This window comes from Serratia marcescens, from assembly GCF_001902635.1.
Lineage (GTDB): Bacteria > Pseudomonadota > Gammaproteobacteria > Enterobacterales > Enterobacteriaceae > Serratia > Serratia marcescens_F.
In genome coordinates this window covers 1-23862 of sequence record NZ_MJAO01000010.1, presented here as the reverse complement: position 1 = coordinate 23862, position 23862 = coordinate 1, and the positions used below count along the sequence as shown (strand labels likewise).

The 23862-nt window shown below is 60.0% G+C and carries 17 protein-coding genes and 1 tRNA gene; 7 read left to right on the top strand and 11 right to left on the bottom strand.

The window, feature by feature from the left end; all coding sequences use genetic code 11:
- Nucleotides 1-28: 28 nt before the first annotated feature.
- From tenA to BHU62_RS11615, 4 genes are read left to right on the top strand one after another with little or no spacing between them, the layout of a single operon-like run.
- The gene (tenA, locus tag BHU62_RS11630; RefSeq protein WP_060439568.1) at nucleotides 29-712 is read left to right on the top strand and encodes a thiaminase II; all 684 of its coding nucleotides are present in this window, start codon (nucleotides 29-31) and stop codon (nucleotides 710-712) included.
- Entirely contained in the window at nucleotides 709-1449 is a 741-nt protein-coding gene (locus BHU62_RS11625; protein WP_073532151.1) for an ABC transporter ATP-binding protein, read from the top strand. Before tenA ends, BHU62_RS11625 begins: the two co-directional genes overlap by 4 nt.
- A complete protein-coding gene (locus tag BHU62_RS11620; RefSeq protein WP_073532150.1) occupies nucleotides 1446-2213 on the top strand; it encodes an ABC transporter permease in 768 nt (255 codons plus the stop codon). The genes BHU62_RS11625 and BHU62_RS11620 overlap by 4 nt, the downstream gene beginning before the upstream one ends.
- A 35-nt stretch (nucleotides 2214-2248) precedes the next feature.
- On the top strand, nucleotides 2249-3184 hold the full coding sequence (locus BHU62_RS11615) for an ABC transporter substrate-binding protein (RefSeq protein WP_073532149.1): 936 nt from the start codon (nucleotides 2249-2251) through the stop codon (nucleotides 3182-3184).
- Here the strand turns inward: BHU62_RS11615 and BHU62_RS11610 are convergent, their stop codons facing one another.
- Nucleotides 3185-3925: a transporter substrate-binding domain-containing protein gene (locus tag BHU62_RS11610; RefSeq protein WP_073532148.1), complete on the bottom strand. Its 741-nt coding sequence runs from the start codon at nucleotides 3923-3925 to the stop codon at nucleotides 3185-3187.
- A gap of 273 nt (nucleotides 3926-4198) precedes the next feature.
- Between BHU62_RS11610 and opgB the strand changes: the two genes are divergently transcribed.
- Complete coding sequence (opgB, locus tag BHU62_RS11605) at nucleotides 4199-6502, top strand: phosphatidylglycerol--membrane-oligosaccharide glycerophosphotransferase (RefSeq protein WP_073532147.1); 2304 nt, start codon at nucleotides 4199-4201, stop codon at nucleotides 6500-6502.
- A gap of 138 nt (nucleotides 6503-6640) precedes the next feature.
- A complete protein-coding gene (locus BHU62_RS11600; RefSeq protein ID WP_073532146.1) occupies nucleotides 6641-8104 on the top strand; it encodes an AMP nucleosidase in 1464 nt (487 codons plus the stop codon).
- A 38-nt stretch (nucleotides 8105-8142) separates the two neighbouring features.
- Here the strand turns inward: BHU62_RS11600 and nac are convergent, their stop codons facing one another.
- Entirely contained in the window at nucleotides 8143-9066 is a 924-nt protein-coding gene (gene nac / locus BHU62_RS11595; protein ID WP_073532145.1) for a nitrogen assimilation transcriptional regulator NAC, read from the bottom strand.
- Nucleotides 9067-9113: 47 nt separating this feature from the next.
- A complete protein-coding gene (locus BHU62_RS24930) occupies nucleotides 9114-9344 on the bottom strand; it encodes a hypothetical protein (RefSeq protein ID WP_139282276.1) in 231 nt (76 codons plus the stop codon).
- Nucleotides 9345-9406: 62 nt separating this feature from the next.
- Between BHU62_RS24930 and BHU62_RS11590 the strand changes: the two genes are divergently transcribed.
- Nucleotides 9407-9482, top strand: a tRNA-Asn gene (locus BHU62_RS11590).
- Nucleotides 9483-9805: 323 nt separating this feature from the next.
- On the opposite strand, the gene clbS is transcribed toward BHU62_RS11590, so the two are convergent.
- The 8 genes from clbS to BHU62_RS11550 all read right to left on the bottom strand — a co-directional run.
- A complete protein-coding gene (gene clbS, locus BHU62_RS11585) occupies nucleotides 9806-10318 on the bottom strand; it encodes a colibactin self-protection protein ClbS (RefSeq protein WP_073532144.1) in 513 nt (170 codons plus the stop codon).
- A 45-nt stretch (nucleotides 10319-10363) separates the two neighbouring features.
- Entirely contained in the window at nucleotides 10364-11071 is a 708-nt protein-coding gene (clbQ, locus tag BHU62_RS11580; protein ID WP_073532143.1) for a colibactin biosynthesis thioesterase ClbQ, read from the bottom strand.
- Nucleotides 11064-12578, bottom strand: coding sequence for a precolibactin peptidase ClbP (gene clbP, locus BHU62_RS11575; protein ID WP_139282275.1), 1515 nt, complete (start codon nucleotides 12576-12578; stop codon nucleotides 11064-11066). The genes clbQ and clbP overlap by 8 nt, the downstream gene beginning before the upstream one ends.
- A gap of 12 nt (nucleotides 12579-12590) precedes the next feature.
- A complete protein-coding gene (gene clbO, locus BHU62_RS11570; protein ID WP_073532141.1) occupies nucleotides 12591-15050 on the bottom strand; it encodes a colibactin polyketide synthase ClbO in 2460 nt (819 codons plus the stop codon).
- A 29-nt stretch (nucleotides 15051-15079) separates the two neighbouring features.
- Nucleotides 15080-19447: a colibactin non-ribosomal peptide synthetase ClbN gene (gene clbN / locus BHU62_RS11565; RefSeq protein WP_073532140.1), complete on the bottom strand. Its 4368-nt coding sequence runs from the start codon at nucleotides 19445-19447 to the stop codon at nucleotides 15080-15082.
- Nucleotides 19444-20883 (bottom strand): precolibactin export MATE transporter ClbM, encoded by a 1440-nt coding sequence (clbM, locus tag BHU62_RS11560; protein ID WP_073532139.1) that lies wholly within the window; start codon nucleotides 20881-20883, stop codon nucleotides 19444-19446. Before clbM ends, clbN begins: the two co-directional genes overlap by 4 nt.
- A gap of 61 nt (nucleotides 20884-20944) precedes the next feature.
- Nucleotides 20945-22408, bottom strand: a complete 1464-nt coding sequence (clbL, locus tag BHU62_RS11555; RefSeq protein WP_073532138.1) for a colibactin biosynthesis amidase ClbL — start codon at nucleotides 22406-22408, stop codon at nucleotides 20945-20947.
- Nucleotides 22401-23862: SagB/ThcOx family dehydrogenase (locus tag BHU62_RS11550; protein ID WP_073532137.1), on the bottom strand; the 1462-nt coding region annotated here is incomplete at its 5' end. The genes BHU62_RS11550 and clbL, both read right to left, overlap by 8 nt.

The window sequence follows — 23862 nt, the reverse complement described above, 5'->3', positions numbered from 1 at the left end:
CGGATCTCCACTGACTCAAGGAGGTCCCATGTCCATCACCACCCTGTTCGAAAGCGGTCTTTACGGCCGGCTGCGCCAACAAGCCGGCAGCCACTGGCAGGACTACGTCGATCACCCGTTTCTGCAGCAGCTGGCCGCCGGCACCTTGCCCGAACGCGCTTTTCGCCGCTACCTGACCCAGGACTACCTGTTCCTGCTGCACTTCGCCCGCGCCTACGCGCTGCTGGTCAGTAAGCTGCGCACTCTGCCGGAAATGCGTGCCGCCACCGCCTCGCTCAACGGCATCGTCGCCGAACTGCCGCTGCACGTGGCCTACTGCGCCGAATGGGGGCTGAGCGAAGCGCAGATCGCCGCCCAGCCGGAAGCGGCGGAGACCATGAACTACACCCGCTACGTGCTGGATATCGGCCATGCCGGCGACGCCCTCGATCTGCTGGCCGGCCTGCTGCCCTGCGTGGCCGGCTATGCCGAAATCGGCCTGCGGCTGCTGCACGACCCCGCCACCAAGATGGAGGGCAATCCTTATGCCTCCTGGATCCGCAACTACGGCGACGAAGGCTATCTGGCCGGCGTGCGTGCCGCCATCGAGCTGCTCGAGACCGTCGGCCACCAGCGCGGCGCACCAGGCCGCCTCACCGAGCTGGCGCAGATTTTCACCACCGCTACCCAGCTGGAATCGGCATTTTGGCAAATGGGGCTGAACGCCTCATGACCTCCCAGCTTCTCCCGCCCGGCATCCAGGTGCGGGATCTCAGCCTGCGTTTCGGTCAGCAAATCGTCTTCGACCGGCTGAGCTTCGACATCGCCGGCGGCAGCTTCGTCGCCCTGCTCGGCGCCAGCGGCGCCGGCAAAACCAGCCTGCTGAAGATCATCGCCGGGCTGGAGCGGGCTACCTCGGGCACGGTGAGCGGCAGCGACGGCCTGCCGATCGCCGGGCGCATCGCCTATATGGGGCAAAGAGATCTGCTTTACCCGTGGCTGACCATCGAAGAGAACGTCGCCCTCGGCTCGCGGCTGCGCGGCGAAACACCGGATCGGGCGTGGGCGGCGCATCTGCTCGAGCGCGTGGGCCTGGCCACTCATGGTCGCAGCCTGCCCGCCGCGCTGTCCGGCGGCATGCGCCAGCGCGCCGCCATCGCCCGCACGCTCTACGAACGCCAGCCGATCGTGCTGATGGACGAACCCTTTTCCGCGCTGGACGCCATTACCCGCGCCGAGATCCAGAGCCTGGCTGCCGAGCTGCTGGCGCAAAACACCGTGCTGCTGATCACCCACGATCCGATGGAGGCCTGCCGCCTGAGCCACCGGCTGCTGGTGCTGTCGCCCTGGCCGCTGGGCCTCGACGATACCCACCTCATTGCCGGGCAGCCGCCGCGCGCGCCGGATGACGCCGACCTGCTGAAAAGCCAGGCCGAGCTGCTGCAACAGCTGGTGAGGGCGGCGCAATGAACCTTAGCCAGGAACGCGGCCTCACCCGCCTGCGGCGCGGGTTGACGGTGTTCGTCGGCCTGCTGCTGCTGTGGTGGCTGGCGGCGCAAAGCGGCATTCCCGCCTTTCTGCTGCCCACGCCGGGCGCGGTGGCGCAGGCGCTGTGGGAGGGGCGCGGCTATCTCGCCTGGCACACGCTGGTCACCGCTTCGGAGATCGTCAGCGGGCTGGTGCTCGGCGTGTTGCTCGGCGCGGCGCTGGCGCTGTGCATGATCTTCTCGCCGCGCCTGCAGCGCTGGCTGATGCCGTTGGTGCTCACCAGCCAGGCGATACCGGTGTTCGCCCTGGCCCCGCTGCTGGTGCTGTGGTTCGGCTTCGGCATGAGCGCCAAGGTGGCGATGGCGGTGCTGGTGATCTTCTTCCCGGTGGTGTCGGCCTTTTTTGACGGTCTGCGCCGGGTCAACAACGACTATCTCGATCTGGCGCGCACGATGCGCGCTTCGCGCTGGGCGCAGCTGCGGCACGTGCGGCTGATGGCGGCGCTGCCGGCCTTCGGCTCCGGCCTGCGCATGGCCGCCGCCGTTGCGCCGATCGGTGCCATCATCGGGGAATGGGTCGGCTCGGCCGAAGGGCTGGGCTACGTGATGCTGAACGCCAACGCGCGCATGCAGACCGACGTCTGCTTCGCCGCGCTGTTTATTTTGGTGCTGATGACCGTGCTGCTGTGGGCCACGGTGGATGCGCTACTGCGGCACCTGATCGCCTGGGCGCCGGAAAACGACTGATGATTGCAACCATAACCAGGGATAAAGGAACGACCATGATCAAACAAACCGTTTGCGGGCTGCTGCTCGGCGCCGCCATCACCGGACAGGCTGACGCGGCCGAAAAGCTGACGCTGGTACTCGACTGGTACATCAACCCCGATCACGCGCCGATTATGGTGGCCGAGCAGATCGGTGCCTTCAAGGCCGAAGGGCTGGACGTCAAGATCGTGCCGCCGTCCGATCCGGCGCTGCCGCCGAGGTTGGTGGCCGCCAAACAGGCCGATCTCGCCATCACCTACCAGCCGCAGCTGCACTTCTTCGCCGATCAGGGCCTGCCGCTGATGCGCGTCGGCACGCTGATCAATACGCCGCTGAATACGGTGATTGCGCTGGATAAAAACATCACGTCGCCGGCGGATCTCAAGGGCAAAACGGTAGGTTACTCGGTCAGCGGCATCGAACAAGCGACGCTGGCCACCATGGTCGAACACGAGCACCTCAAGCCGCAGGACATTAAGCTGATCAACGTCAACTTCCAACTGACCAGCGCCCTGCTGGCGGGCCAGGTCGATGCGGTGATCGGCGGTTATCGCAACATCGAAGCGCTGGAGCTGAAGCTGCAAGGCAAGGAGCCGGTGGTGTTCAACGTCGAAGACTACGGTGTGCCGGCCTACGACGAACTGATCATCGTCGCCAACCGCGATGCGGTGAACGAACCGAAAATTCGCAGGTTCCTCGCCGCGTTGAAGAAAGGCAGCGACTACCTGCACGCGCACCCGCAAGACACCTGGCTGGCGTTCGCCAAGGCGCACCCGGAGCTGAATACCGAGCTGAACAAACAGGCATGGCAAGCCAGCCTGCCGCTGTTCGCGCGCGATCCGGCGAAGCTGGATCGCGCCCGCTATCAGGCTTACGAGCAGTTCCTGTTCGACAATAAGCTGATCAAGAAAATCACCCCGGTAGAACGGTACGCGGTGGAGCTGAACTGATCACGCCGAGGCGGCCGGCGGCGCCACCGTCACCTCGCCCTGGCCGCTGCGCTGCAAGGCCGCCTTCACCAACCCATTGGCTTTGCAGCGCTCGATAAAATCGTTCACGTAGGCGGCGCCCTGCGTTTTTTGCCGCGGCACCGCCAACGCCTGACGGATAGCGGTGAAGTGCCCCGCCAGCACCCGATAACCAGGATGAGTGGCCGCCGCGGCCAGCAAGGGTTGTCGCACGCCGGCGGCGGCTTCCAGCCCCTGTTCGAAAAACAGCGCGATGGCCTCGGCGGAGGTTGCCGCCCGCACCAGCTGTGCCTGCTGCAGCGTGCGCGATAAAAACAGATCGTAGGCGGCACCCTTGCCAACCGCAATGCGCACCTCCGGCCTGTCGAGCTGCGCCACCTCAAAGTAAGGCGCGTCGTTCGCCACCAGGTAAGTCCCCTCGATGATCACATACGGTTCGCTGAAGGCGATCTGCGCCGCGCGCACCGGTTCGATGGCCATAAACGCCAGGTTCCAGGCGCCGCTGTCCAGGTCGGCGAATACCTTGCCCGCCGCGTCATAGGTGACCAGCTCCAGCCCCACGCCCAGTTCACGGGCCAGCGCGGTGGCCAACGCCACCGAAGCCCCCTGCGGTTTACCATCCACCCCGGCCTGCGCCAGCACCGGATTGCCGTAGTTGATCGCCGCGCGCAATACGCCTTGCGGGGCCAGATCGTCGAGAACCGCTGCGGAAATCGTCTGCATACTTCCTCCTGAATGGCTGATGGGCGCGCCGTCGTGGCACTCATTAAGCGTAGAGCGAAACCGCCGGGCGGCAAGATCTCGCCGCCCGAGTGATTAACGTCACACGGTTGTCATAAAAATGTACAATAGCCGGCGATCGTCGGCCGTAGCGATACAGCGCGCGTTGCTCCGCCGCCGGCAATAGGCTATACCCTTCACTTTTCGCACCGCGGCGGGTTCAGCGGCGCAGACCAGGGCAGCAACAGTTTTTTCCAATCAGACAAGGTTTGGCGGATGGTTTTAGCAGTCGTTTCATTTGTTCTTTTCTTAGCGTCGATATTGATTTATCGCACCCGGGCCGCCGCCAACCGTTGGTGGTTCGCCATTTTGCTGACGCTGCTCGGCAGCTATCTGGTGCTGAACGTCATCCTGATCGCCAGCAACTACTTCACCGGCGACGGCATCACCGACGCGGTGATCTACACCGTCACCAGTAGCCTGAAGGGCGCGGGCGTCAGCAAATACGTGCTGCCGTTTATCGGCCTGCTGGCGGCGCTGGGGCTTATCTTCGCCGTGCTGGCCCGCAGCCTGCTGCGCCGCAGAGCCAAAGGCAGCAGCGTGGCCTACAGCATCGTCGCCGTGCTGCTGGCGCTGTTTTCGGTCGGTACCACCCCGGCGTTTCAGGACATTTCGCTGCTGGTCAAGAGCCAGATCGTCGGCGATACCGCCGATTTCACCACCTACTACAAGGCGCCGAAAAAGACCGTGCAGGGCAAACGGCCGAACCTGGTCTACATCTATGCCGAAAGCCTCGAGCGCACCTACTTCGATAACGAACTGTTCCCCGATCTGGCCGACGAGCTGAACGCCCTGCGCGCCGACAGCATCGACTTCAGCAACACCCAGCAGCTGCCGGGCACCGGCTATACCATCGCCGGCATGGTCGCTTCGCAGTGCGGCATTCCGCTGTTCGCCCCCTTCGACGGCAACGCCTCCAGCGCGGTCTCCACCTTCTACCCGGAGAACGTCTGCCTGGGCGACGTGCTGAAGGCCGCCGGCTACAGCAACTATTTCTATCAGGGCGCCGAGCTGGCGTTCGCCGGTAAAGACACTTTCCTGAAATCCCACGGCTTCGACCACGTTTACGGTTTCAAAGAGCTGCGCGAGCAGGTCGCCGATCCGAGCTACAAAAACGACTGGGGCTGGTACGACGACACCGTACTGGACGTGGTGTACGGCAAGTTCGTCGAACTCTCCAAACAGCGCCAGCCGTTCTCGTTGTTTACCCTGACCGTCGACACCCATCACCCGGACGGCTTTATCTCCGCCGGCTGCAGCAAGCGGTCTTACGCCTGGCAGAACAAGGAGAACCGCTCGCTGAGCGCGGTGGCCTGCAGCCAGCAGCACATCGCCGCGCTGATCGACAAGATCAAGCGCTCGCCCTACTTCAACAACACCGTGATCGTGGTGTCTTCCGATCATTTGGCGATGAACAACACCGCCTACGACACCCTGACCAAACAGAAGCGCCGCAACCTGTTCTTCATCATCGACGGCACCCGACCGCAGGCGGAACAGCGCCACGAGAAGCGCAGCACGCTGGACAACGGTGCCACGGTGCTGGACGTGATGGGTGGCGACAACTACATCGGCCTTGGCCGCAGCAGCCTGTCGGCGCCGTCGCTGTCTACCGTGTTCCTGAACATCGAAGAGAAAATCAACGGCTGGAAACCGGCGGTGATCAACCAGTGGGGCCTGCCGAACCGCATCAGCGACTACAGCGTCGATACCCGCCAACGCAGCTTCAGTTTCTCCGGCGTTACCTACAAGGTGCCGTTCATTTTACGGGTGAACGATAACCGCATCGAACCGATGTTCAACGTCTACCTCTCCACCCCGCTGCGCAAGCAGCTGGCCGGGCTGGGGGCGGGGGAAAAATTCGTCTGGGTCGATAAATGCTACGAGATCGGCCGGGTCTGGGCACCGCAGCTGGCGCTGAGCACCGACATCTGCGTGGCCTCCGGCACCCTGGCCTCACCGCCACAGATCGTGCAGGCCAGCGGCGAACGCTTCCGCGGCAAGGTGAGTTTTAACGCCCCGGCGGCCGACAGCGTCGCCGATTACCAAAACGCCGTCGCCCGTCTGCAGGTGGACGACACGGCGATGAAGTACCGGGCGGACGCCATCGAGTTTATGCTGCCCGGCATGCCGGAACAGGTGAAAGCCATCACCGGCGTTTCCGGCGTTGAGGAGTGGGGCCGCTGGTCCGACGCCAACCTGGCGCCGGCGGTCGACATCGATTACGTCGCTCCGCTGCCGCACACCTTCGATCTGGTGCTGCGCGCCCGCGCCTACGGCAACAACGTCGGCGAGCCGATTTCGGTGCGCGTCGGCGACGAAGAGCGCTTCGTGTCGCTCGGCGAGCAGGACAGCACCGTCACCCTGCGCTTCGACAACCCGCGCGGCGCGCAAAAGATCAGCATTACGCCGCCGGCCCCCACCGAGCCGAAAGAAGGTGCCAGCGGCGGCTTTACGCCGAAGAAGCTGGGCATCGGCCTGGTGTCGCTGAAGGTCGAAGCGGCCGATCCCGCCTCCTGATCCCCGGTGCCCAACGGGCGCGGCGTTTTCTTTGCCGCGCCCGTGATTTCGACCAAGCTTTTACGCCCTTCTTCGGCTAACCTGTGACGATGAAACGCCGCAACCCCGCCACAGAGCCGGGACATCCAAGGAGAAAGTATGAGCTATGCCCCACCTCGCAGCGGCCTCAGCGCCGAGCAGGCACTCGATCAACTGGAAGCCTTGTATGACGCCGCGGTAGACGCGCTGCGTCAGGCGGTCGGCGACTTTATCAGCCACGGTGCCCTGCCGGATGCGCAGGCGCGCGCCGCCGGGCTGTTCGTGTATCCCGAGCTGCGCGTCAGCTGGGACGGGCAGCAGTCCGGCCCGAGCAAAACCCGCGCCTACGGCCGCTTCACCCATCCCGGCAGCTACACCACCACCGTGACCCGGCCGCAGCTGTTCCGCCACTATCTGGCCGAGCAGCTGACGATGCTGGAGCACGATTACGCCGCCCATATCGAAGTAGCGCCATCGCAGCAGGAGATCCCGTTCCCTTATGTGATAGACGGCTCCAGCCTGGCGCTCGATCGCTCGATGAGCGCCGGCATTGCGCAGCATTTCCCCACCACCGAGCTGGCGCAGATCGGTGACGAGACCGCCGATGGCCTGTATCACGCCACTGACAACCATTTCCCGCTGTCGCATTTCGATGCGCTGCGCGCGGATTTCTCGCTGGCGCGGCTGCGACACTACACCGGCACACCGGTGGAACATTTCCAGCCGTTCGTGCTGTTCACCAACTACACCCGCTATGTGGACGAGTTCGTGCGCTGGGCCTGCGCGCAGATCGCCGATCCGGCCAGCCCATACGTCGCGCTCTCCAGCGCCGGCGGCACCTATATCACGCCGGAAACCAGCGCCCCCGAACAGGCGGTGTCCGATCTGGCGTGGAAAAACCACCAGATGCCGGCCTATCACCTGATCTCGCGCACCGGCCAGGGCATCACGCTGATCAACATCGGCGTCGGCCCGTCCAACGCCAAAACCATCTGCGATCACCTGGCGGTGCTGCGCCCGAGCGCCTGGTTGATGATCGGCCACTGCGGCGGCCTGCGCGAGAGCCAGTCGATCGGCGATTACGTGCTGGCCCACGCCTACCTGCGCGACGATCACGTGCTGGATTCGGTGCTGCCGCCGGATATCCCGATCCCGAGCATCGCCGAGGTGCAGCGCGCTCTGTACGACGCCACCAAAATGGTCAGCGGCATGCCCGGTGAAGAGGTCAAACAGCGGCTGCGCACCGGCACCGTGGTCACCACCGACGATCGCAACTGGGAGCTGCGCTATTCCGCTTCGGCGCGGCGCTTCAACCTCAGCCGCGCGGTGGCCGTGGATATGGAGAGCGCCACCATCGCCGCCCAGGGTTACCGCTTCCGGGTACCCTACGGCACGCTGCTGTGCGTCTCCGACAAGCCGCTGCACGGCGAAATAAAACTGCCGGGCCAGGCCAACCGCTTCTATGAAGGGGCGATCTCCGAACACCTGCAGATCGGCATCTGCGCCATCGACCTGCTGCGCGCCGAGGGCGATCGCCTGCACTCGCGCAAACTGCGCACCTTCAACGAGCCGCCGTTCCGGTAACCTCCTTCAGGCCCGCTGCGGCGGGCCGTTTACAGTCCTCAACGCACCAGCGCCAACGCGCGTTTCTCCTGGCTGCGGTCGCCGGCGATCGACAGCAACAGGTCTTTCACCAGCAGCGCCGGGGCGGACAGCGCCTGTTGGCCCGACATGCACAGCGACAGCGGCACCGACATCGTCGGCGCATTGATGCGTGCCATCCAGGCCTTGGCCGGGCCGATCATCGCGCGCGCGACCGACTCCGGCAGTACGGTCGCCCCCAACCCGCCGGCGATCGCGGCGCTCAGCGCGCCCGAGGATTCGATCTCCCCCACCACGTTGATCGCCAGCTTGCGCAGCGCCATCGCCTCTTCCAACTGGTTGCGCACCGCATCGCCCTCGCGCGGCAAGAACAGGTTCAGCCGCGCCACGTCCAGCAGCTCGACGCTGTTGCCGGGATGCGGCACCGCGCGCGTCGCCACCAGATAGAGATCTTCCCGCATCAACGCGATGGCGTGCAGCCCGGTGGGCATTTTGGCGCCGTAGACCATCGCCATATCCAGCGTCTGGCTGGCCACCTGCCCGGCCAGCGCCACCCCGCTGTTTTCATGCAGGCTGAGCAGGATACCCGGTTGCTGATCGCGCAGGCTCTGCAGCAGCGGCAGCGCCAGCTGCGCCGCGGTGCTGCCCGACGCCAACCCGAGAGACACCAGGCCGCTCATCGCCTGCCCGGCGCTGTTGACCGCCCTCTGCGCCTGCTCGCACTGGCGCAGAATGGTCTGCGCGTGGGCATAGAGAATATTGCCGGCCTCGGTCGGCTGCACCCCGCGCTTGGTGCGGATCAGCAGCTGTTGCTTCAGTTCCCCTTCCAGCGTCGCCAGCTGTTGGCTGAGCGCCGGCTGGGCGATGTGCAACACCTCCGCGGCCTGGGTCAGGCTGCCGATATCGACGATTTTCACGAAGTACTTCAGACGTCTGAAATTCATAGTGCCTCCAGCGAGCCGCTAACTAAATTGATAATGCCGAAATTCGGTCATGCAACCGCAGCAAGATCCGGGCCAGAATCGGTAAATGGCCACGGCAGCGGGATACACGGCGGAAAATAGCCGTTCGCCGGGCGGCGCGCCACAGCGCAGGGCAGCCGTTGCACCATCGGCAGGCAACTGCCCCAAATAACGGGCAATCCGGCGGCGCTGCGCGCGGGATAATCGACAAAAGCGAGAAAAAGCAGCAGGTTGGGCAATCTTGCAGCAAACGAACGCATCAGGCGTTTTCGCGCTTTACAAGCCGCAAGCACCCCGCTATTATTCGCCCCGTTCACACGATTCCTCTGTAGTTCAGTCGGTAGAACGGCGGACTGTTAATCCGTATGTCACTGGTTCGAGTCCAGTCAGAGGAGCCATATTTAGAGAAGCCCGCTCAGGGAAACCCGAGCGGGCTTTTTGCTGCCTTTCGTTCCACATACGGCGCAACTGGTGTTGTGATTTGAGGTCATTTCAGTTCGATAATGGAATGGCCAGCATACGTCTTTGTCCAACGTGAAATTTTTCCGCGGCAGCATAAGACGGCCAGAACCAACAGCGGTGGAATGATTAATGCGGAAAAACCGAACCCGATGGCCAGGATCGGTCCATTCAAATATAAGGCTTGATCATGTGCGCGCTAAGCGCGACGCATCTCTTGGCCGTTGAAGATAGCCGGGGCCCATCAAAGCCCCCAGCCTAATCATATAGCCAATTGTTTTTTCAGCTTATTTATTCTTCCGGTAGCATTTTTATAAGGTGATGCAGTATTAAATTGAATCATGCGTCCTCGCGTCCATTGATTATACCAAGGCTTACCGTAAAGTTCGTCGTTACTGAACTGTTCGATCAAAGTCACGAGTTGCTGTTTGTTTTCCTTTAACCGTAACAATAAGGCGCCATATTCCGTGATGTCCCCATAGTCGCGGTAGAATTTCTGTGCCAAACGCCCTAACTCATTCCATTTATACCCCTCTTCAGGAAAAACGATTGTTTCCCCCTTTGCCTCCTGCTCATGCCAGTGCAGCACCAGATCTCCCCAACCAATCAGATAAGAAACCAGATTCGCCACACTGATCGTAGTTCCCTTGGCGTGCCCTTCCAACAGAGATTCAAAGGCAAGTTTGGGCGCAATAGACTCCAGTTTCTTATTTAATAACGAGTAGTTACTGTTGATGGCTTTAATTAACTCATCTTTTGATTCCGGCACAGCCATATACCATACTCCCTATATAGTTAAAAATCGGTTACACAGCTATTTCTAGTGATTCAACGTCTGATTAACATAATCCACTACCTGTTCAAACTGTTTATCGACAAAAAAATGATCGGCACCAGGAAATATAATAGTCCGCGTCTCTTGCGTGGTGAATTTTTTCCACGCGGGTAATTCATCCTGCATGATCAGGCTGTCACCATCACCGTGAAATAGTACGATCGGGCAGGTTAACGTACGTGCTTTGGTCTGAAAGGCATACTGTTCATAGAGCCGATAATCATTTTTGATAATGGGTGTGAAAATCGCCATTAACTCTTTATTGCGAAAGACATCAACCGGCGTTCCTCCAAGCTTGGCGATCTCTTCCATAAATGCCTGATCGGGCAAGGTATGCAGTATTGTCTCGTGAGAGACCCTATCGGGCGGGCGGCAGCCGGAAAAAAACAGCGCGCGTGGCATATCATGCCCATGTTCGAGAATATAATGCACCAATTCGAAAGCCATGATACTGCCCAGACTATGTCCAAAAATAGCGTACTCCACACCCGTATCGTGCTTCGCAAATTGCTGATAGAGGTCAGCGACGGCGTCCGCCATCGTAGGGCATAGCGGCTGGCGTATTCTCGTACCCCGCCCCGCAGGCTCTAAAGGCCGCAAGGTGATATTGTCCGACAGCACGCTACGCCATTTATAGTACATGGCGGCAGATCCGCCTGAATATGGCAAACAATACAAACTGATATTACTCATCACCCCGCTCCTTGCTGTGTAATAAAATTCGTTTAATTTGATGATTTAATGTCAAGACGAAAGCCAACAGAACAATCCCGATTGGCACCGCCAACACGCTCGATGGCCCCCATAGCAGGATAAAACGCCAGTCGAGTCCTGGAGAAAATACGCCCGGTGCGGCACAGAGCACCGCGGCCACGAACACGGGCACCGCCAAGGTAATGGCGTAGTCGCGCACGCGTAGGCGTAGGCGCCGCTGTTTTCCAGCGCTGCGGACAGTTGCGCGATAAAGACGGTAAGCCACGCGCACCACCACCGCCGCCACCAAGCAACACAGCAACAACGCGAGGTAGGTAAAGAGGGTGTCGCTGGCGGCAATCGCATCACCGGCACCGTCAGCGTACTTGTTAATACGCAGATAATTATCGATATCCGCGCAGAGTTGCAATATCAGGTTCGAATTCATATTTGCCAGCGCAACAATGCCAATCTGCTGCTCCGGCCGCAATGCAATACAGGAAGAAAAATTCGGATTCTGCCCTCCGTGGCTGATGTAAGGGCCTTGATTCTGGTCGATAAACCAGCCGCTGGCATATAATATCCGGTTGTCTGCGGTGAAAGGGACATCGCTATTACCCCGCCAGCTGTTATCCATCGCGTCACGCAGCGTGGCTGGCACGGCATTTCTCCGCAACCATGCATCTATCCATATCTCCATATCCGGTAGCGTGCTATGAATATAGGCGGCAGGAACATGGTTACGGGCAAGGGGGGCGGAGAACAGAACGGGTTTGCCGAATCCCAGTTTATAGCCGTTCGCCTTGTTGGCGATGGTCACGTCGCCACTCGCCGCCACGGTGGAGGACATGCCCAGCGGCAGCGTGATGCGTTCTGCAATGGCCTCTGCAAACGTTTTTCCCGTCACTTTTTCAATGACCGCCCCCAACACGTCATAGTTAGCAGAGGCATAGTAAAACTGCGTACCTGGCGCAAACAGCAAATTCTCGTCGCGCAGTTGCTGCGCCACAGCGATCCCCGGCATAGGCGTTTCCAACCGTGCCAGTGTCGAAAACGGCAAGCCCGACGTATGATAAAGGAAATCAGCCACGGTCAGGGTGATAGGTTTTCCCTTATAACTCAAACGCATATCTGGAAGATAAGTAGCGATATCATCCTCCTGACGGAGTTTGCCCTCCCGCATCAGCGATTGCAAAACCAGCCCGGTGAACGCCTTACTCATCGATCCCAGCTCATACACCTCGTCGAGCGCATTCGCTTTTTTGCCGGCCACGTCGGCAAAACCGTAGACAAATCGCTCACGCGCCCCCGCAATGGTCACACTCACGGAAAGCGCCGGAACCTTGGCCTCCAGCATCCGCTGGTGAATTAATGCCGCCAGGCGCTCATCTTGCGCACCGACGGGATCATGTTCTTGCGCCAGTGCGCCCATGGCAGAAATAAACAGCAGCACGCAGCACGCGAGGCGATATAACGCTTTACGTTTTATGTGTCCCATCGTTGTCATCCTGTGAACGCCCTATAAAACATCATCAACACATTCGGAGATATATTCACTGTGCTCGCGGATACCAGGTCTGGCATAGATATCTGCAGCGGACAGTCCGATTTTATAAATGTGGTTGCAGCTATTGACGAAAGAAATAATGTGCATCGAGGTCGCACCGTATTCGAAAATGACCGTTTGTTCGTCATAACGATCAATGCATAACAACGAACGCCAGGTTTTTTCCACAAAATCGCTGACTGATAAATAACTCACCGGCAACGTCGCACTTTCTTCCGTTTCGCTGGCCTGAATTTCGTACCGGATGCGATCAAACGAATAACCGGGTAAACCGATAGTCTGCGCGGTATGCATTTCCGGTAAGCGAACCGTTGCACCTCGCTGCCACAGCGCCGCCAACAACGGCAAAACATCCTCAGGCGTATCCGTATCCAGCACGGGGAAAAACACCGTTTGCCCCACCCACTGCGCATGCTGGTGATACAACGCGGAAAACGTCCCCGCACGACCGATTTCCAGCATCAGCGTTCCCGCTGTCAGCGCCAGATTGGCCAATGTTTCACGCAGGTCGCTGTTGTCGGCTAACATCTGTCCCGGTGTCGTCTCAGCCGCGATCACCTGCTGAACGGCGTTATCCAGTGATAGGGTGCGCGCAACATACTGCGCCGCCGCTGCGCCCGTCTGGTAGCCGATGTGTTGCGCCGGCGAGATCCCTTGTCCGATCAGCCATTCGCTAAGGCTCACCTGCTGGATAAACTGGCGCAACGCGGGTGTCCAATCTGCCGGCACGCAGATTTGCGCAACGTCGTGGGATAAGCGCTGGTGCCGACTGCACAAGTCAGGTTGACGAGCAAGCAGGTATGCCATGGTACTCTCCAGCGCATCGTCCCGATCCGGATAGAGGAACACCACGGTGTTTTCCGCACTGATGGGCGTAAAAGGCATGTCGGCATGCCGCCGCTCCGCCAGACTTGCGCACAACGCCGCCAGGCTGTGCGCTGCCAACGCGCAGCGATACGGAAAATGCGCCCGACGCTGCGCGAGCGTGTAGGCGACGCGATCCTTATCTTCCTCGGCATAGGTCGCCAGCGCATGGTGATGAACATCCAGCTGTTGTCTAAGTGCCGATGCCGTTTTGGCGCTAAAGAAAAACAGGCGCCGCTCATTACATTGCGCCGCTTGTGCAGGCGTCTCACACCAGTTTTGCAAAATCAACTGTGCGTTGGTCCCCCCCAGCCCGAATGAACTGACGGCAGCATGAATCCGTTTCGTTTGCGGTACAGATGTCACTAAATCACTGAGATAAAATGGCGAGCTCGGCTGCAACAGCCTTTTATGCTTATGTACCAGGTTGATCTGCGAGGGAACTACGCCGGTATGCAGCGTCAGTGCGGTTTTCATTAAGCTGACGATACCGGAAGCGACCCCCAAATGCCCCAGGTTGGCTTTGACCGCACCCAGCTGAATGCTGTGCGGCGCGCATGCCGGTGCGAAAACCCGATACAGCGCTTCCAACTCAATCTCATCGCCCAACGGGGTGCCGGTACCGTGCGTTTCGATCAGTGCGATATCGGTCGGCGCGACTTCGGCGGCGGCAAGCGCCGTGTTGATCACCTCCACCTGCCCCTCAACGCTGGGGGCGACAAACCCCAATCGGCGCGCGCCGTCGTTATTCACCGCGCCCCCCTTGATCACCGCATACACCCTGTCCCGATCGCGCAGCGCATCCTCGAGACGTTTCAGCACCACCACGCCCGCACCACTGCTGTATACGGTGCCGGTCGCGTCGGCGCTAAAAGGGGCGCAGTGTCCGTCTTGCGACACCAACTTATCGCCTTGCGGACTGTAGCCATCCGCCTGTAAAAAGCCCAGGGTGACGCCACCTGCCAACGCAACATCGGCTTGAAAAGCCAATAGTCCTTCACACGCCAGATGCGCCGCCACCAACGAGCTGGAACAAGCGGTCTGTACGCTCACCGCCGGTCCGGTAAACCCCAGCTTGTAGGCAACCTGGGCGCACAGGTAATCCTTTTCGTTGCCAATCTGCGCCTGTAGATAGCGGCGATCTCCGCTCTTCTTCAGGTACGGATAAACGCGGTCGATAAAATAGTTATTGGCATAGGCCGCTCCATAGACGCCGACCCGCTTAAGCTGCGTGGGAATATAGCCCGCATGCTCGAGCGCGTTGTAACAGCACTCCAGAAACACCCGTTGCTGTGGATCCATCAACAGGGCTTCGCCGGGCGGAATATTGAAGAATGCCGCATCGAAGTCATAGGGATCGGCAATCATATTGCGCAGCCTGATCCAAGGGTTCCCGCTGTCATCTGCAGTGCATGTCGGCTGGGTAAGCGCCTCGCCTGCCAACAGTTTGTCCCACCACTCCGGCACTGACTCCGCACCGGAAAAACGGCCGCTCATGCCAATAATGGCAACGTCCAACGGGCCGCAGGTAAATTCATCCTTTGCCATTGTTTGTTCCTTAAGGGTTGGCATCGTGTTCATAGCGCCCACAGCGTCGGTGTGCCCGTCGGCGTGGCGCAGTGTTGGCGTAACCAGGCATCCAGCGCAGTGAGGCTGTTCTTGTAACGCGTCAGCAGCAGTTGCACGTCATTTAACGCAATGCGCGCAGGATCGTAACGGCAATGGAAGGAGAGGCCATCCGCCGCCGAGCGCGCAATATTCCACTCCAGCACGCAGCCAAGCGCGTTCTCCGGCGCGGTATAGATGTCGCTATGCAAATGATCAATATGAAAATGGCGGAGCGGAGGTTGCGCCTGTACGCCGATGTAGTTCACTCGGACGCCTTGCGCATGAAGGCCCTCCGGCGCATGGCGCATCTGCAGCAGGCCATAATCTCCCCCGCCGTGTGTGCGTTTTGCCAAATCGGCAGCGATCGCAGGCAACAGTGTCGCCACATCGCCCTGCAGTGGGATCACCCAAGGATAAAACATGGTGAACCACCCAACCGTGTCCGCAACATCAGGCTCATCGGGCCAGCAGCCGCGCCCCATCCCTTCCATCTCGATACGGCAACACGCCTCATCGCTGTAGTGACGCAGCGCCAGCGCCAGCGCCGTCAGCACATAGGTTTCAGCGCTGTACGCGGTATCTCCACGGGATTCAAACAGCCTGCCGACGCAGGGGTGGCGAAAGTCTTCACGCCAGGCGCGCGTACGAGGCAATGCCTCATCCGCCGGTGACACGGACGGGAAATGCGGCGGCGGCGTTTGGCATACCGCGCGCCAGTTGTTGTGCGTGCCGACGTCTACCGTTTTGCTCGCCAGATAGTCGTTCCAGTGCAGGATGCCGCTGTTGCTGACGCCATTGACGGCGTTGGCGGCATCCAGCGCGCTGAGGATCAGATACCAAGAGTGCATATCCACGCACAGGTGATGGGCACACAGCACCAATCGGCTGGACGCCGGCTGCGGGGCCCGCAACAGGGCAGCCGTGAAGACGCGACCGCTTGTCACATCGAGCGCGCTATTGCACTGAGCGATCACCGCCGCCAATGTCCACTGCCCCGCCGGGTATTCCGTTAGCGCCCCGTTGGGATAGCACGCATCAGGATCGCATACCCGCAACCGTCCATCAGCGTCGAGCGCACTGCGCAAGGCGGGCTGCTGCTGGATTAACGCATGCAGCCTGTCGTGTAACTGTTCAATCGAACAGCCCGGTAACGCTTGCAGCACAATGACATGGTTATAAACATCAGGCACAGGCAACGCCAACTGCTCAAACCAACGCAACGCGGGCAGATCGATGCGGGTATTGAGGTCATGCTGCGCGGATTGAGGCACCGTTGCATGATTGGCGAGAAAGACGCAGATGGCGTTCACCGTGCCACATTCCATCACCTGTACCGCTGGCATAGTCCTGCCGTGGCGTCTGAGCTGCGCCGCAATCTGGATACTCTTGATGGAGTCCAATCCCAGGACATAGAGGTTTTCGTCATCATCGAACGCGGTTTGCTCCAGCGCCCCCTCCACGCAGGCCCGCACCGCACGCCTTATCGCCGTGTCCCCTTGCGGCTCACCCCCCGGCGCAGGCGCGGCGCTTCGGGCCACGGCGGCTATCTGGCGCACGTCCACCTTGCCATTGAGCGACAGTGGCAGTTGAGCGATGGCGCAACACTGACGGGGCTGCATGTAGGTAGGCAATTGTTGCCGCAGGTGTTGCATCACGGCCGCCACATCAACGGATGACGGCGTCACGCAGGCCAGCAACCCGCTGTGCTGCCCCTGCGCATCATCAATCACCGCCACCGCCGCACTTTCCACCAGAGGCGCGCTCAACAGCGCTTGCTCGATTTCGCGCAGCTCAATGCGGTAACCGTTGATTTTGATCTGATCGTCATCACGCCCCTGATAAGCCAGCATATCGGGGGCCATGGCGTAACCGATATCGCCGCTGCGGTAACCGATCGTCACCCCATTGGCATCATTAAGGTAGGCTGCGGCCGTTTGTTGCGGCGCGTCGATATATCCCTGCGTCACTGACGCGCCGTAAATCACCAATTCGCCGGCCTCGCCTTCCGGCACCGGGCAACCCCAGGGGGAGCAAATCGCCACCTGACAGCCGTCGATCGCCACACCGATGGGCAACGAAGACTCAGCTTCCTGCCCGGTGTAGCGATAGATCATGCAGCCCACAGTGGCTTCTGTCGGCCCATATTCGTTATAGATCGCGGCCTGAGGAAAGAGATCGGCCGCCTTACGCGCCAGATCCCGTTTGAAATCCTCCCCGCCGACCACCAGGGTACGAATCCGATCGCTGCCGATGCCAGCCACACACAACAGCTGCAGGTGCGCAGGTGTAAGCTTGATAGCCGAGTTGGGCTGTTCAGCCACGGCCATACGCAGCAGTGCTTCACTCTCAGCGTGCCGACAAACGCTGATGCTCGCGCCCACACACAAGGGGGCGAACAGCGTGGTGATGGTCAGATCGAAGGACAACGAAGAGTAGAGCGCAGCCCGGTCCTGCGCTGTAAAGTAACGTTCGGCGGCGAAATGGAGATAGTTAGCCAGATTGCCATGAGAGACCTGCACTCCCTTAGGCTCGCCGGTCGATCCGGAGGTAAACAGCACATAGGCCAGATCCTGCGGCTCAATGACGGACCAAGGCTCGCTAGCAAGCACCGGGGTCGTTGAGGCCACGGTCAAGCTGGTCGCGGGAAACGCCAGTGCCTGCGCCAGTTCATGCATCGCCGGATCGTAAAGGATATGCGCCACCTGCGCTTTACAGCACATGGCGTGCAGGCGCGCCGTTGGTAACCCGGGATTGAGTGGCAGAAACGCCGCGCCACAGCGCAAGACACCGTAAATGGCCATCACCGTTTGGGCGCTGTGTTCGGCTGCAATCCCCACCACCTGACCGCGCCCGATCCCGAGCTGGCGTAGATAATGCGCCACCTGCTCAACGCCTTCGTCCAACTGCCGGTAGGTCAAAGACTGTTCATTATCGAACAACGCCGTGCGATCGCCGTGTTCCGCAACCTGTGCCGCAAACAGGGAAGAAAACACGGGCCGGGCTGCGCAGCCCGCCAACGCGATGCGCGGCGCAGGATAGACGTCGAGCTCGCCTAAACGGGCGTCGGGCTGTGCATCCAGTGCCGTGACCAAATCCAGCAGGCCATTTTTTATCGCGGTCAGTTGGCGCGGTGTGAAGGCGCTGCGCAGTGCCTCCAGACTCAACCTAAGGCTTTCTTTATGATTATTAACAGTTTGCAAAACAATCTGTAGTTTGTAGGACTGCGCGCCGCTGTAGTAACTCTCCACGTACTGCGCGGCCCCCGCAATGTGGCGTTCATAGGTAAAGTTATAATAGTTAACGCAATAATCAAATGCCCGCAGCTGTCCGCCGCCGCGTTCCGCCAAATCCTGATTGAATAAGGTAATGGGGTATTTACTGTGCTTAAAGCCGCGTTCCAGTTCGCGTTGGAAAAAGACGACCAGTTCACTGAAACGAGCCGTACGCGTCAGTCGATAAGCCAGCGACAGATGATTGGTAAACATGCCAAAGCAACGTCGCGCCTCGCGAGAATGCCGGTTGGCTAACGGCACGCCTAACACGCCTTTTTCCTCCCCCCATACTCTGGCGCGATAAAGGGCGAACAGCGCAATAAACAGTGTGTTAAGCGTACACCGATAACGATCGCACAGCCCGTAGAGGCGGTTAATCATGGCCGGTTCGAGCCAGGTGGAGCAACTGATGCCCTCAGTAGCAACGATAGGGGAATTGTCCGGAAAGCAGTCGCGGTATTCGTCGATATAACCCTGCCACCAGTCGCGATCGACGGCGAAGCGCGACGACCTTTGATAAGACTGCTGCTGCGCCAAAAATGCACTATAGGCTGGCGGCGCATCATCCGCTGTGTCCGGCTGTTCATACGCTCTTTTGACGTGGTTTGACAACAGCGCCATTGACCAACCATCGGCAATGCCATGGTGGGCTTTAAAGAAATAGCCGCTGTGCTGCTCGCCGCACGTAAAGGTGACGAACTCAAACAGATCGTTCTCCAGCGGCGTAAACGGCCGGCTGAGCCATTTATCGACGAATGCCTCGCTCGCCGCCGAGCGTGAGCGCTGCTCAGCACTGTCCGGGGCAAAGGTCAAATGGCGGATATCACGCCAGCGATAAGGCTGCACCTGACTGACCACCTCACCGCCCTCACCCATGACAAACCACATGCGCAACGCATCAAATTGCCGAATGGCGGACTGGATGGCCGCGTGCAGCCGGGGCAAATCGACAATCCCCTCAATGGCGACCACACCGCCAATGGTGTTTACGCCGCTATGAGGATACAGTTGGTCAATGATGTGGCACTGTTGCTGTGGCCACAACAACGGATTGCCCAGCGTCATGGCGCCACCTCCATGTCAGGGTGCTGGGCGCGTACTGTCTCCTGATTCCATCGCAGCAGGCGCGGTGAAATCCGCAGCAGACGCCATGCCAACAACGCAGCCACGAAAGTGCCGCTCATCGCCCCAAAATAGACGCCGGTAATACGCATATCCAACACAAACGCCAGCAGGTATACGGCGGGGACAGAAATAAACACGTGACGCATCAGCGTCAGCAACACCGAATACCATGGCTTGGCGATAGCCTGATAATACTCGCTGGCCAACATGCTGACAGCGATAAAGGGCAGCGCCAGCGCCATAATGCGGGTTTGCAGCACCGCGTAGTCACTGACGGCGCCAACGTGGGTAAACAGGGGATAGATCCAGGGTGCCAGCGCAATATGCGCGACGGCCAGTACCAGAACGATCGAGAAGGCCAGCGCGACGGCGGCCCAATAGGCATCCAGCGTGCGGGTAACATTGCCGCGCCCCCAGTTCTGGCCCACCACGGTCAGCAGCGCGGCGGCGATCGCCAGCATCGGCGTCATGATGAAATAGTCGATACGACCAGTCAGCGTAAATGCCGCCATCGCGTTGACGTCCAACCTGACAATGAAAAAATTATAAATCACGATGCCGATCGAAATGATCAGTTGCATCAGCATCTGCGCCAAGCCGACGGAGAGAAACTCCCGGTAGGTTTGCCAGGAGAATGGCCGTAATGCAATGCGCACGCTCAGCCCGAGGCGTAGCCTCATCAATGCGTAGAGGAAATAGGCGACCACACTCAGTTGCGCCAGCAACGACGCCAACGCCACCCCTTTCACACCAAAATCGAACACAAAGATCATGATGGGATCGAGCACGATATTCACCAGCGCCCCCAGCAACGAGGCCTTCATGATGACCATGATCTTGCCCGCGCCCTGAAACAACCCCATCATGACGCCAATCAACATGATGCTGAACACGGTCGGCAGCGAGTAGTAATAGAAGTCCGCCGCGTAGCCAATGATGCTCTCCGTGGCCCCCAGCGCGCGCAGTAGCGGTTGCGCATAAACATAGCCGAGCACGGCGATCACGACCGCGAAAAATAGCGCGATGGTGATACCGACCGACAAAATCTGCTGCGCCCGATCCAACCGCTGCATGCCGATGGTGCGGGACAGCAACGATCCCATACCGATTTGAATGCCGTTGGCGATGGCGAATAACCCCATCCCCACGGGAAAAATCAGCCCCACGCCAGCAATGATGCCGCTGTTGGCGACATCAATGTGGCTCAGCCAAAAAATATCGGCAATGGCATAGGTCACCTGCGTCAACATACCGACAAACATCGGCAACGCCATGCGCAGGAGTAATCTGTACAGCGAGCCGTCAAACATCCCCGCCACCGCGAACCGCTCATCGTTCGGCGTGCCGCTGTCTGGCTCAAGCTTATTCACCGTCATACCTGCTCCTTATTCATTAAAAGCGCCGCACCTTTAGCGACGCTGTCACCGATATCCGCCTTTAATACCCTTCCGGCGCCGTGAATCCGCCACTGATGCTTTCGCAGAACTCCGCAAAGTTAATCGTCACATCATCGTGAAAATGCCCGGAGATGATTTGTATGCCGCACGGCAGTTCATCCGTCGTTTTCGCCAATGGGTAGACGGTGGCAGGCAAACCAAAAACCGTTGCCAACATGTTCCAGAACAGATGTTCGTTGTAATCCTGCGGTTCGCCGTTGACGATAAGCTTGCGCTTACGCACCGGCTGCTGCATGTGCGCAAAGGCCAGCACCGGGCTGACGGGTGTCAACAACACGTCATAACGGGCGAAAAGGGTTTCTATCACCCGGCTGTATTCGCGGCGGAGTTTGTCTGTGTGCAGCTGTTCGTCGCTGTCGTTCAGCATGCCCTGGTAATAGCTCGTCATCCCCTCAGGCACATCCGCCAGCTTGCCCACCAGCTTGAAGCCCAGCGCCGCCAGCCCGGCGGTAAGGCGCTGGCGACCATTGAGCGCCGTGCCTACCAGTCGGCCGCTGAGTTTGACAGCCATATCAAACAGCGCGTCGGGATCGATGTCGGCGGGCATAGCGTCATCAACCTCCACGCCTGGCTGTGCGCGTAACTTTTCGATAAATGATTGAAAACGCTGTGCGATCTGTTGGTCTATCTCATGGTGGGGTGCGCCAAACCACGTGCACACGCGGTAGTTTGTTTTGGCCTGATAACGGCTAAAATCGGGAATACGCGGCGGTTCCACCCAGAATGCGCTCAGCGCGCGCATCATCAGACGCAGATCCGCCGCGCTGCGCGCCATGGGCCCCGCCGTCGAGAGATCCGGCTCATTCGTCGCTTGCGGGCCACCGCCGGGCACATGTCCTCTGACCGACATCAACCCCAGGCTACAGCGATGGGCATAGACGCCGGTGTAGTGTGCAGGAATGCGCATTGAGCCAAACAGATCGCTGCCAAACTCCACGGGGGTGAAATCCGCCGCCAGCGCCACCGCAGCCCCCCCGGACGATCCGCCGGGTGAACGTTGCCTATCCCACAGGTTATGGGTGGTGCCGTACAGATCGTTATAGGTTTGCCAATCTGCGGTCATCATCGGCACATTGGTTTTGCCCATCAGGATCGCCCCGGCAGCGCGCAGGCGTGCGATAGAAGGAGCATCCTGCGTCGCCCGGTTATCTTTCAGATGGCGGGCGCCGGACGTGGTTAACCACCCCTGTACGTCAAACGATTCCTTAACGGTGCAGGGCAATCCGTGCAGCACGCCCGTCGCGCGCCCCTCCAGCCGTTCGCGATCGGCGCGCGCGGCGGCCTCCAGCGCCAACGCATGGTGCTGCTGCACCACCGCGTTCAACGACTCGTTAAATTGCGCCATGCGAGCAAAATAGTGATTCACCAACGCCACGGAGGTTATTTCCCCGGACGCCAGCTGCGCCAACAGCGTCCCTGCACTACGGTAGCTCTGCTCACTCATCGCCCTTTCCTCCCTGTTGAGCGCGCTTACGCCGCAGCGCCAGATTCTCGCGCGCGGCACCGACCTGCGACGCCTCGGCCTGTGCCAGCACGACATCGCTGGCTTCAGGCAGGTTGTGCCGTTGGTCATTGAGATAACGCGCCACATCCGCAATGGTTGGCAGACGGAACAGGTCGACAATGGGGATCTCCTGCCCGATAAGTGCCTCCAGCGCCTGCTGAATGCGCACTAACTCGATAGAACTGCCCCCCAGCGAGAAGAAGTCGTCCTCGATCGACACGTCGCTCACCCCGAGCACCTCCTGCCAGAGCGCCACCAGCCGCTGTTGCAGCGCGCCGTCCGCCTGAATAGGGGCCACGCCGTCGCGCTGGTGGGCAATTTGTTCGCCCTGCTGCTGCAACTTTTGTCGATCCAACTTGCCGTTGGCGGTCAAGGGAAAATCGGTCGCCAGCACCACGTTGCTCGGCAGCATATAGTCAGGTAGTTGCTGACGCAGGCTGTGAAGCATGGCGTCTTTGTAGCCCTGCATGTCCACCGGCGCGGCAGTTTCGCTCGGTTTCTCATAGGTGGAGAAATCGCGCATCAAGGCGGCGGCGCTGCCCGCGTCTTGCCCTAGCGCGCCCCCCACGGTGCAGTGGACATAGCGATGGTGCGGCGATAGTTGGAAGTGCGATGCCACCGCGGAAAAGTCCGCCATCCCCAGTTGACACAGCCCCAATCCGTAACGCGGCGCATCGTCCTCCAGTAAATGGCAGAGGGTGCCGGCTTCCATCACTGAGAAGTGCCAACCGGCCTCTTGTCCATAGAGCGGCGCGATCGCCGCCATATCGGCCACCATAAACAGCGTGAATGCCGCCCGATCGGCAATAGACTGATTGGGACCGGCGTGGAAAGCGCTGTTCAACACCACCTCTGGCGCCACCGGCATCAGGCTGCCCTCACGCGGGTTGAAGTAGTAAATACCGGAAACCCCTTCTTCGATTTTTTCAGGATGCAGGTACACGTAGGTTTGCACCGGGTATAACCCCCCGGCGGACGCATAGGCATACTTGGCAAAAGGCAGACCAGGCAGACGCATCTGCCCCAAGCCCGACAGCAGTTGCCCCAACTGTGCCAGCGTGGTTTTTTGTCCGCTGAAATGGCGATAACTGCGGCGTTTGATGTAACGTGCGCTATCCGCCGGTACCGTCAACGCAATGCCCGGACCATTCAGCACGCGAATATGCGATTCCTTGAGCTTGAACGCCAGGCGCTGCGCCGGATTCACAATAATGCCCTGCTCCAGCGCTGCGGCCTCGGCCTCCCTGGCGTGCAATGCCTGCGCTTTGTGGCGATCGTGCAGTTTGGCAAAAGCGACCAGCCGACGATGTTGCGCATTGCCCACCGCCACCACCACCGACTGCTCTACATCAGGATGGCGAGCAATGCAGCGCTCGATCTCACCTAATTCGACA

Bases quoted from the DNA above. Each gene is read 5' to 3' on its own strand.
- clbS (WP_073532144.1), bottom strand. From the start codon at position 10,318: ATGGCTGTGCCGGAATCAAAAGATGAGTTAATTAAAGCCATCAACAGT.
- clbQ (WP_073532143.1), bottom strand. From the start codon at position 11,071: ATGAGTAATATCAGTTTGTATTGTTTGCCATATTCAGGCGGATCTGCC.
- BHU62_RS11625 (WP_073532151.1), top strand. From the start codon at position 709: ATGACCTCCCAGCTTCTCCCGCCCGGCATCCAGGTGCGGGATCTCAGC.
- clbL (WP_073532138.1), bottom strand. From the start codon at position 22,408: ATGAGTGAGCAGAGCTACCGTAGTGCAGGGACGCTGTTGGCGCAGCTG.
- clbM (WP_073532139.1), bottom strand. From the start codon at position 20,883: ATGACGGTGAATAAGCTTGAGCCAGACAGCGGCACGCCGAACGATGAG.
- nac (WP_073532145.1), bottom strand. From the start codon at position 9,066: ATGAATTTCAGACGTCTGAAGTACTTCGTGAAAATCGTCGATATCGGC.
- BHU62_RS24930 (WP_139282276.1), bottom strand. From the start codon at position 9,344: ATGCGTTCGTTTGCTGCAAGATTGCCCAACCTGCTGCTTTTTCTCGCT.
- tenA (WP_060439568.1), top strand. From the start codon at position 29: ATGTCCATCACCACCCTGTTCGAAAGCGGTCTTTACGGCCGGCTGCGC.
- BHU62_RS11615 (WP_073532149.1), top strand. From the start codon at position 2,249: ATGATCAAACAAACCGTTTGCGGGCTGCTGCTCGGCGCCGCCATCACC.
- BHU62_RS11620 (WP_073532150.1), top strand. From the start codon at position 1,446: ATGAACCTTAGCCAGGAACGCGGCCTCACCCGCCTGCGGCGCGGGTTG.
- BHU62_RS11610 (WP_073532148.1), bottom strand. From the start codon at position 3,925: ATGCAGACGATTTCCGCAGCGGTTCTCGACGATCTGGCCCCGCAAGGC.
- clbN (WP_073532140.1), bottom strand. From the start codon at position 19,447: ATGACGCTGGGCAATCCGTTGTTGTGGCCACAGCAACAGTGCCACATC.
- clbP (WP_139282275.1), bottom strand. From the start codon at position 12,578: ATGACAACGATGGGACACATAAAACGTAAAGCGTTATATCGCCTCGCG.
- BHU62_RS11600 (WP_073532146.1), top strand. From the start codon at position 6,641: ATGAGCTATGCCCCACCTCGCAGCGGCCTCAGCGCCGAGCAGGCACTC.
- opgB (WP_073532147.1), top strand. From the start codon at position 4,199: ATGGTTTTAGCAGTCGTTTCATTTGTTCTTTTCTTAGCGTCGATATTG.
- clbO (WP_073532141.1), bottom strand. From the start codon at position 15,050: ATGGCAAAGGATGAATTTACCTGCGGCCCGTTGGACGTTGCCATTATT.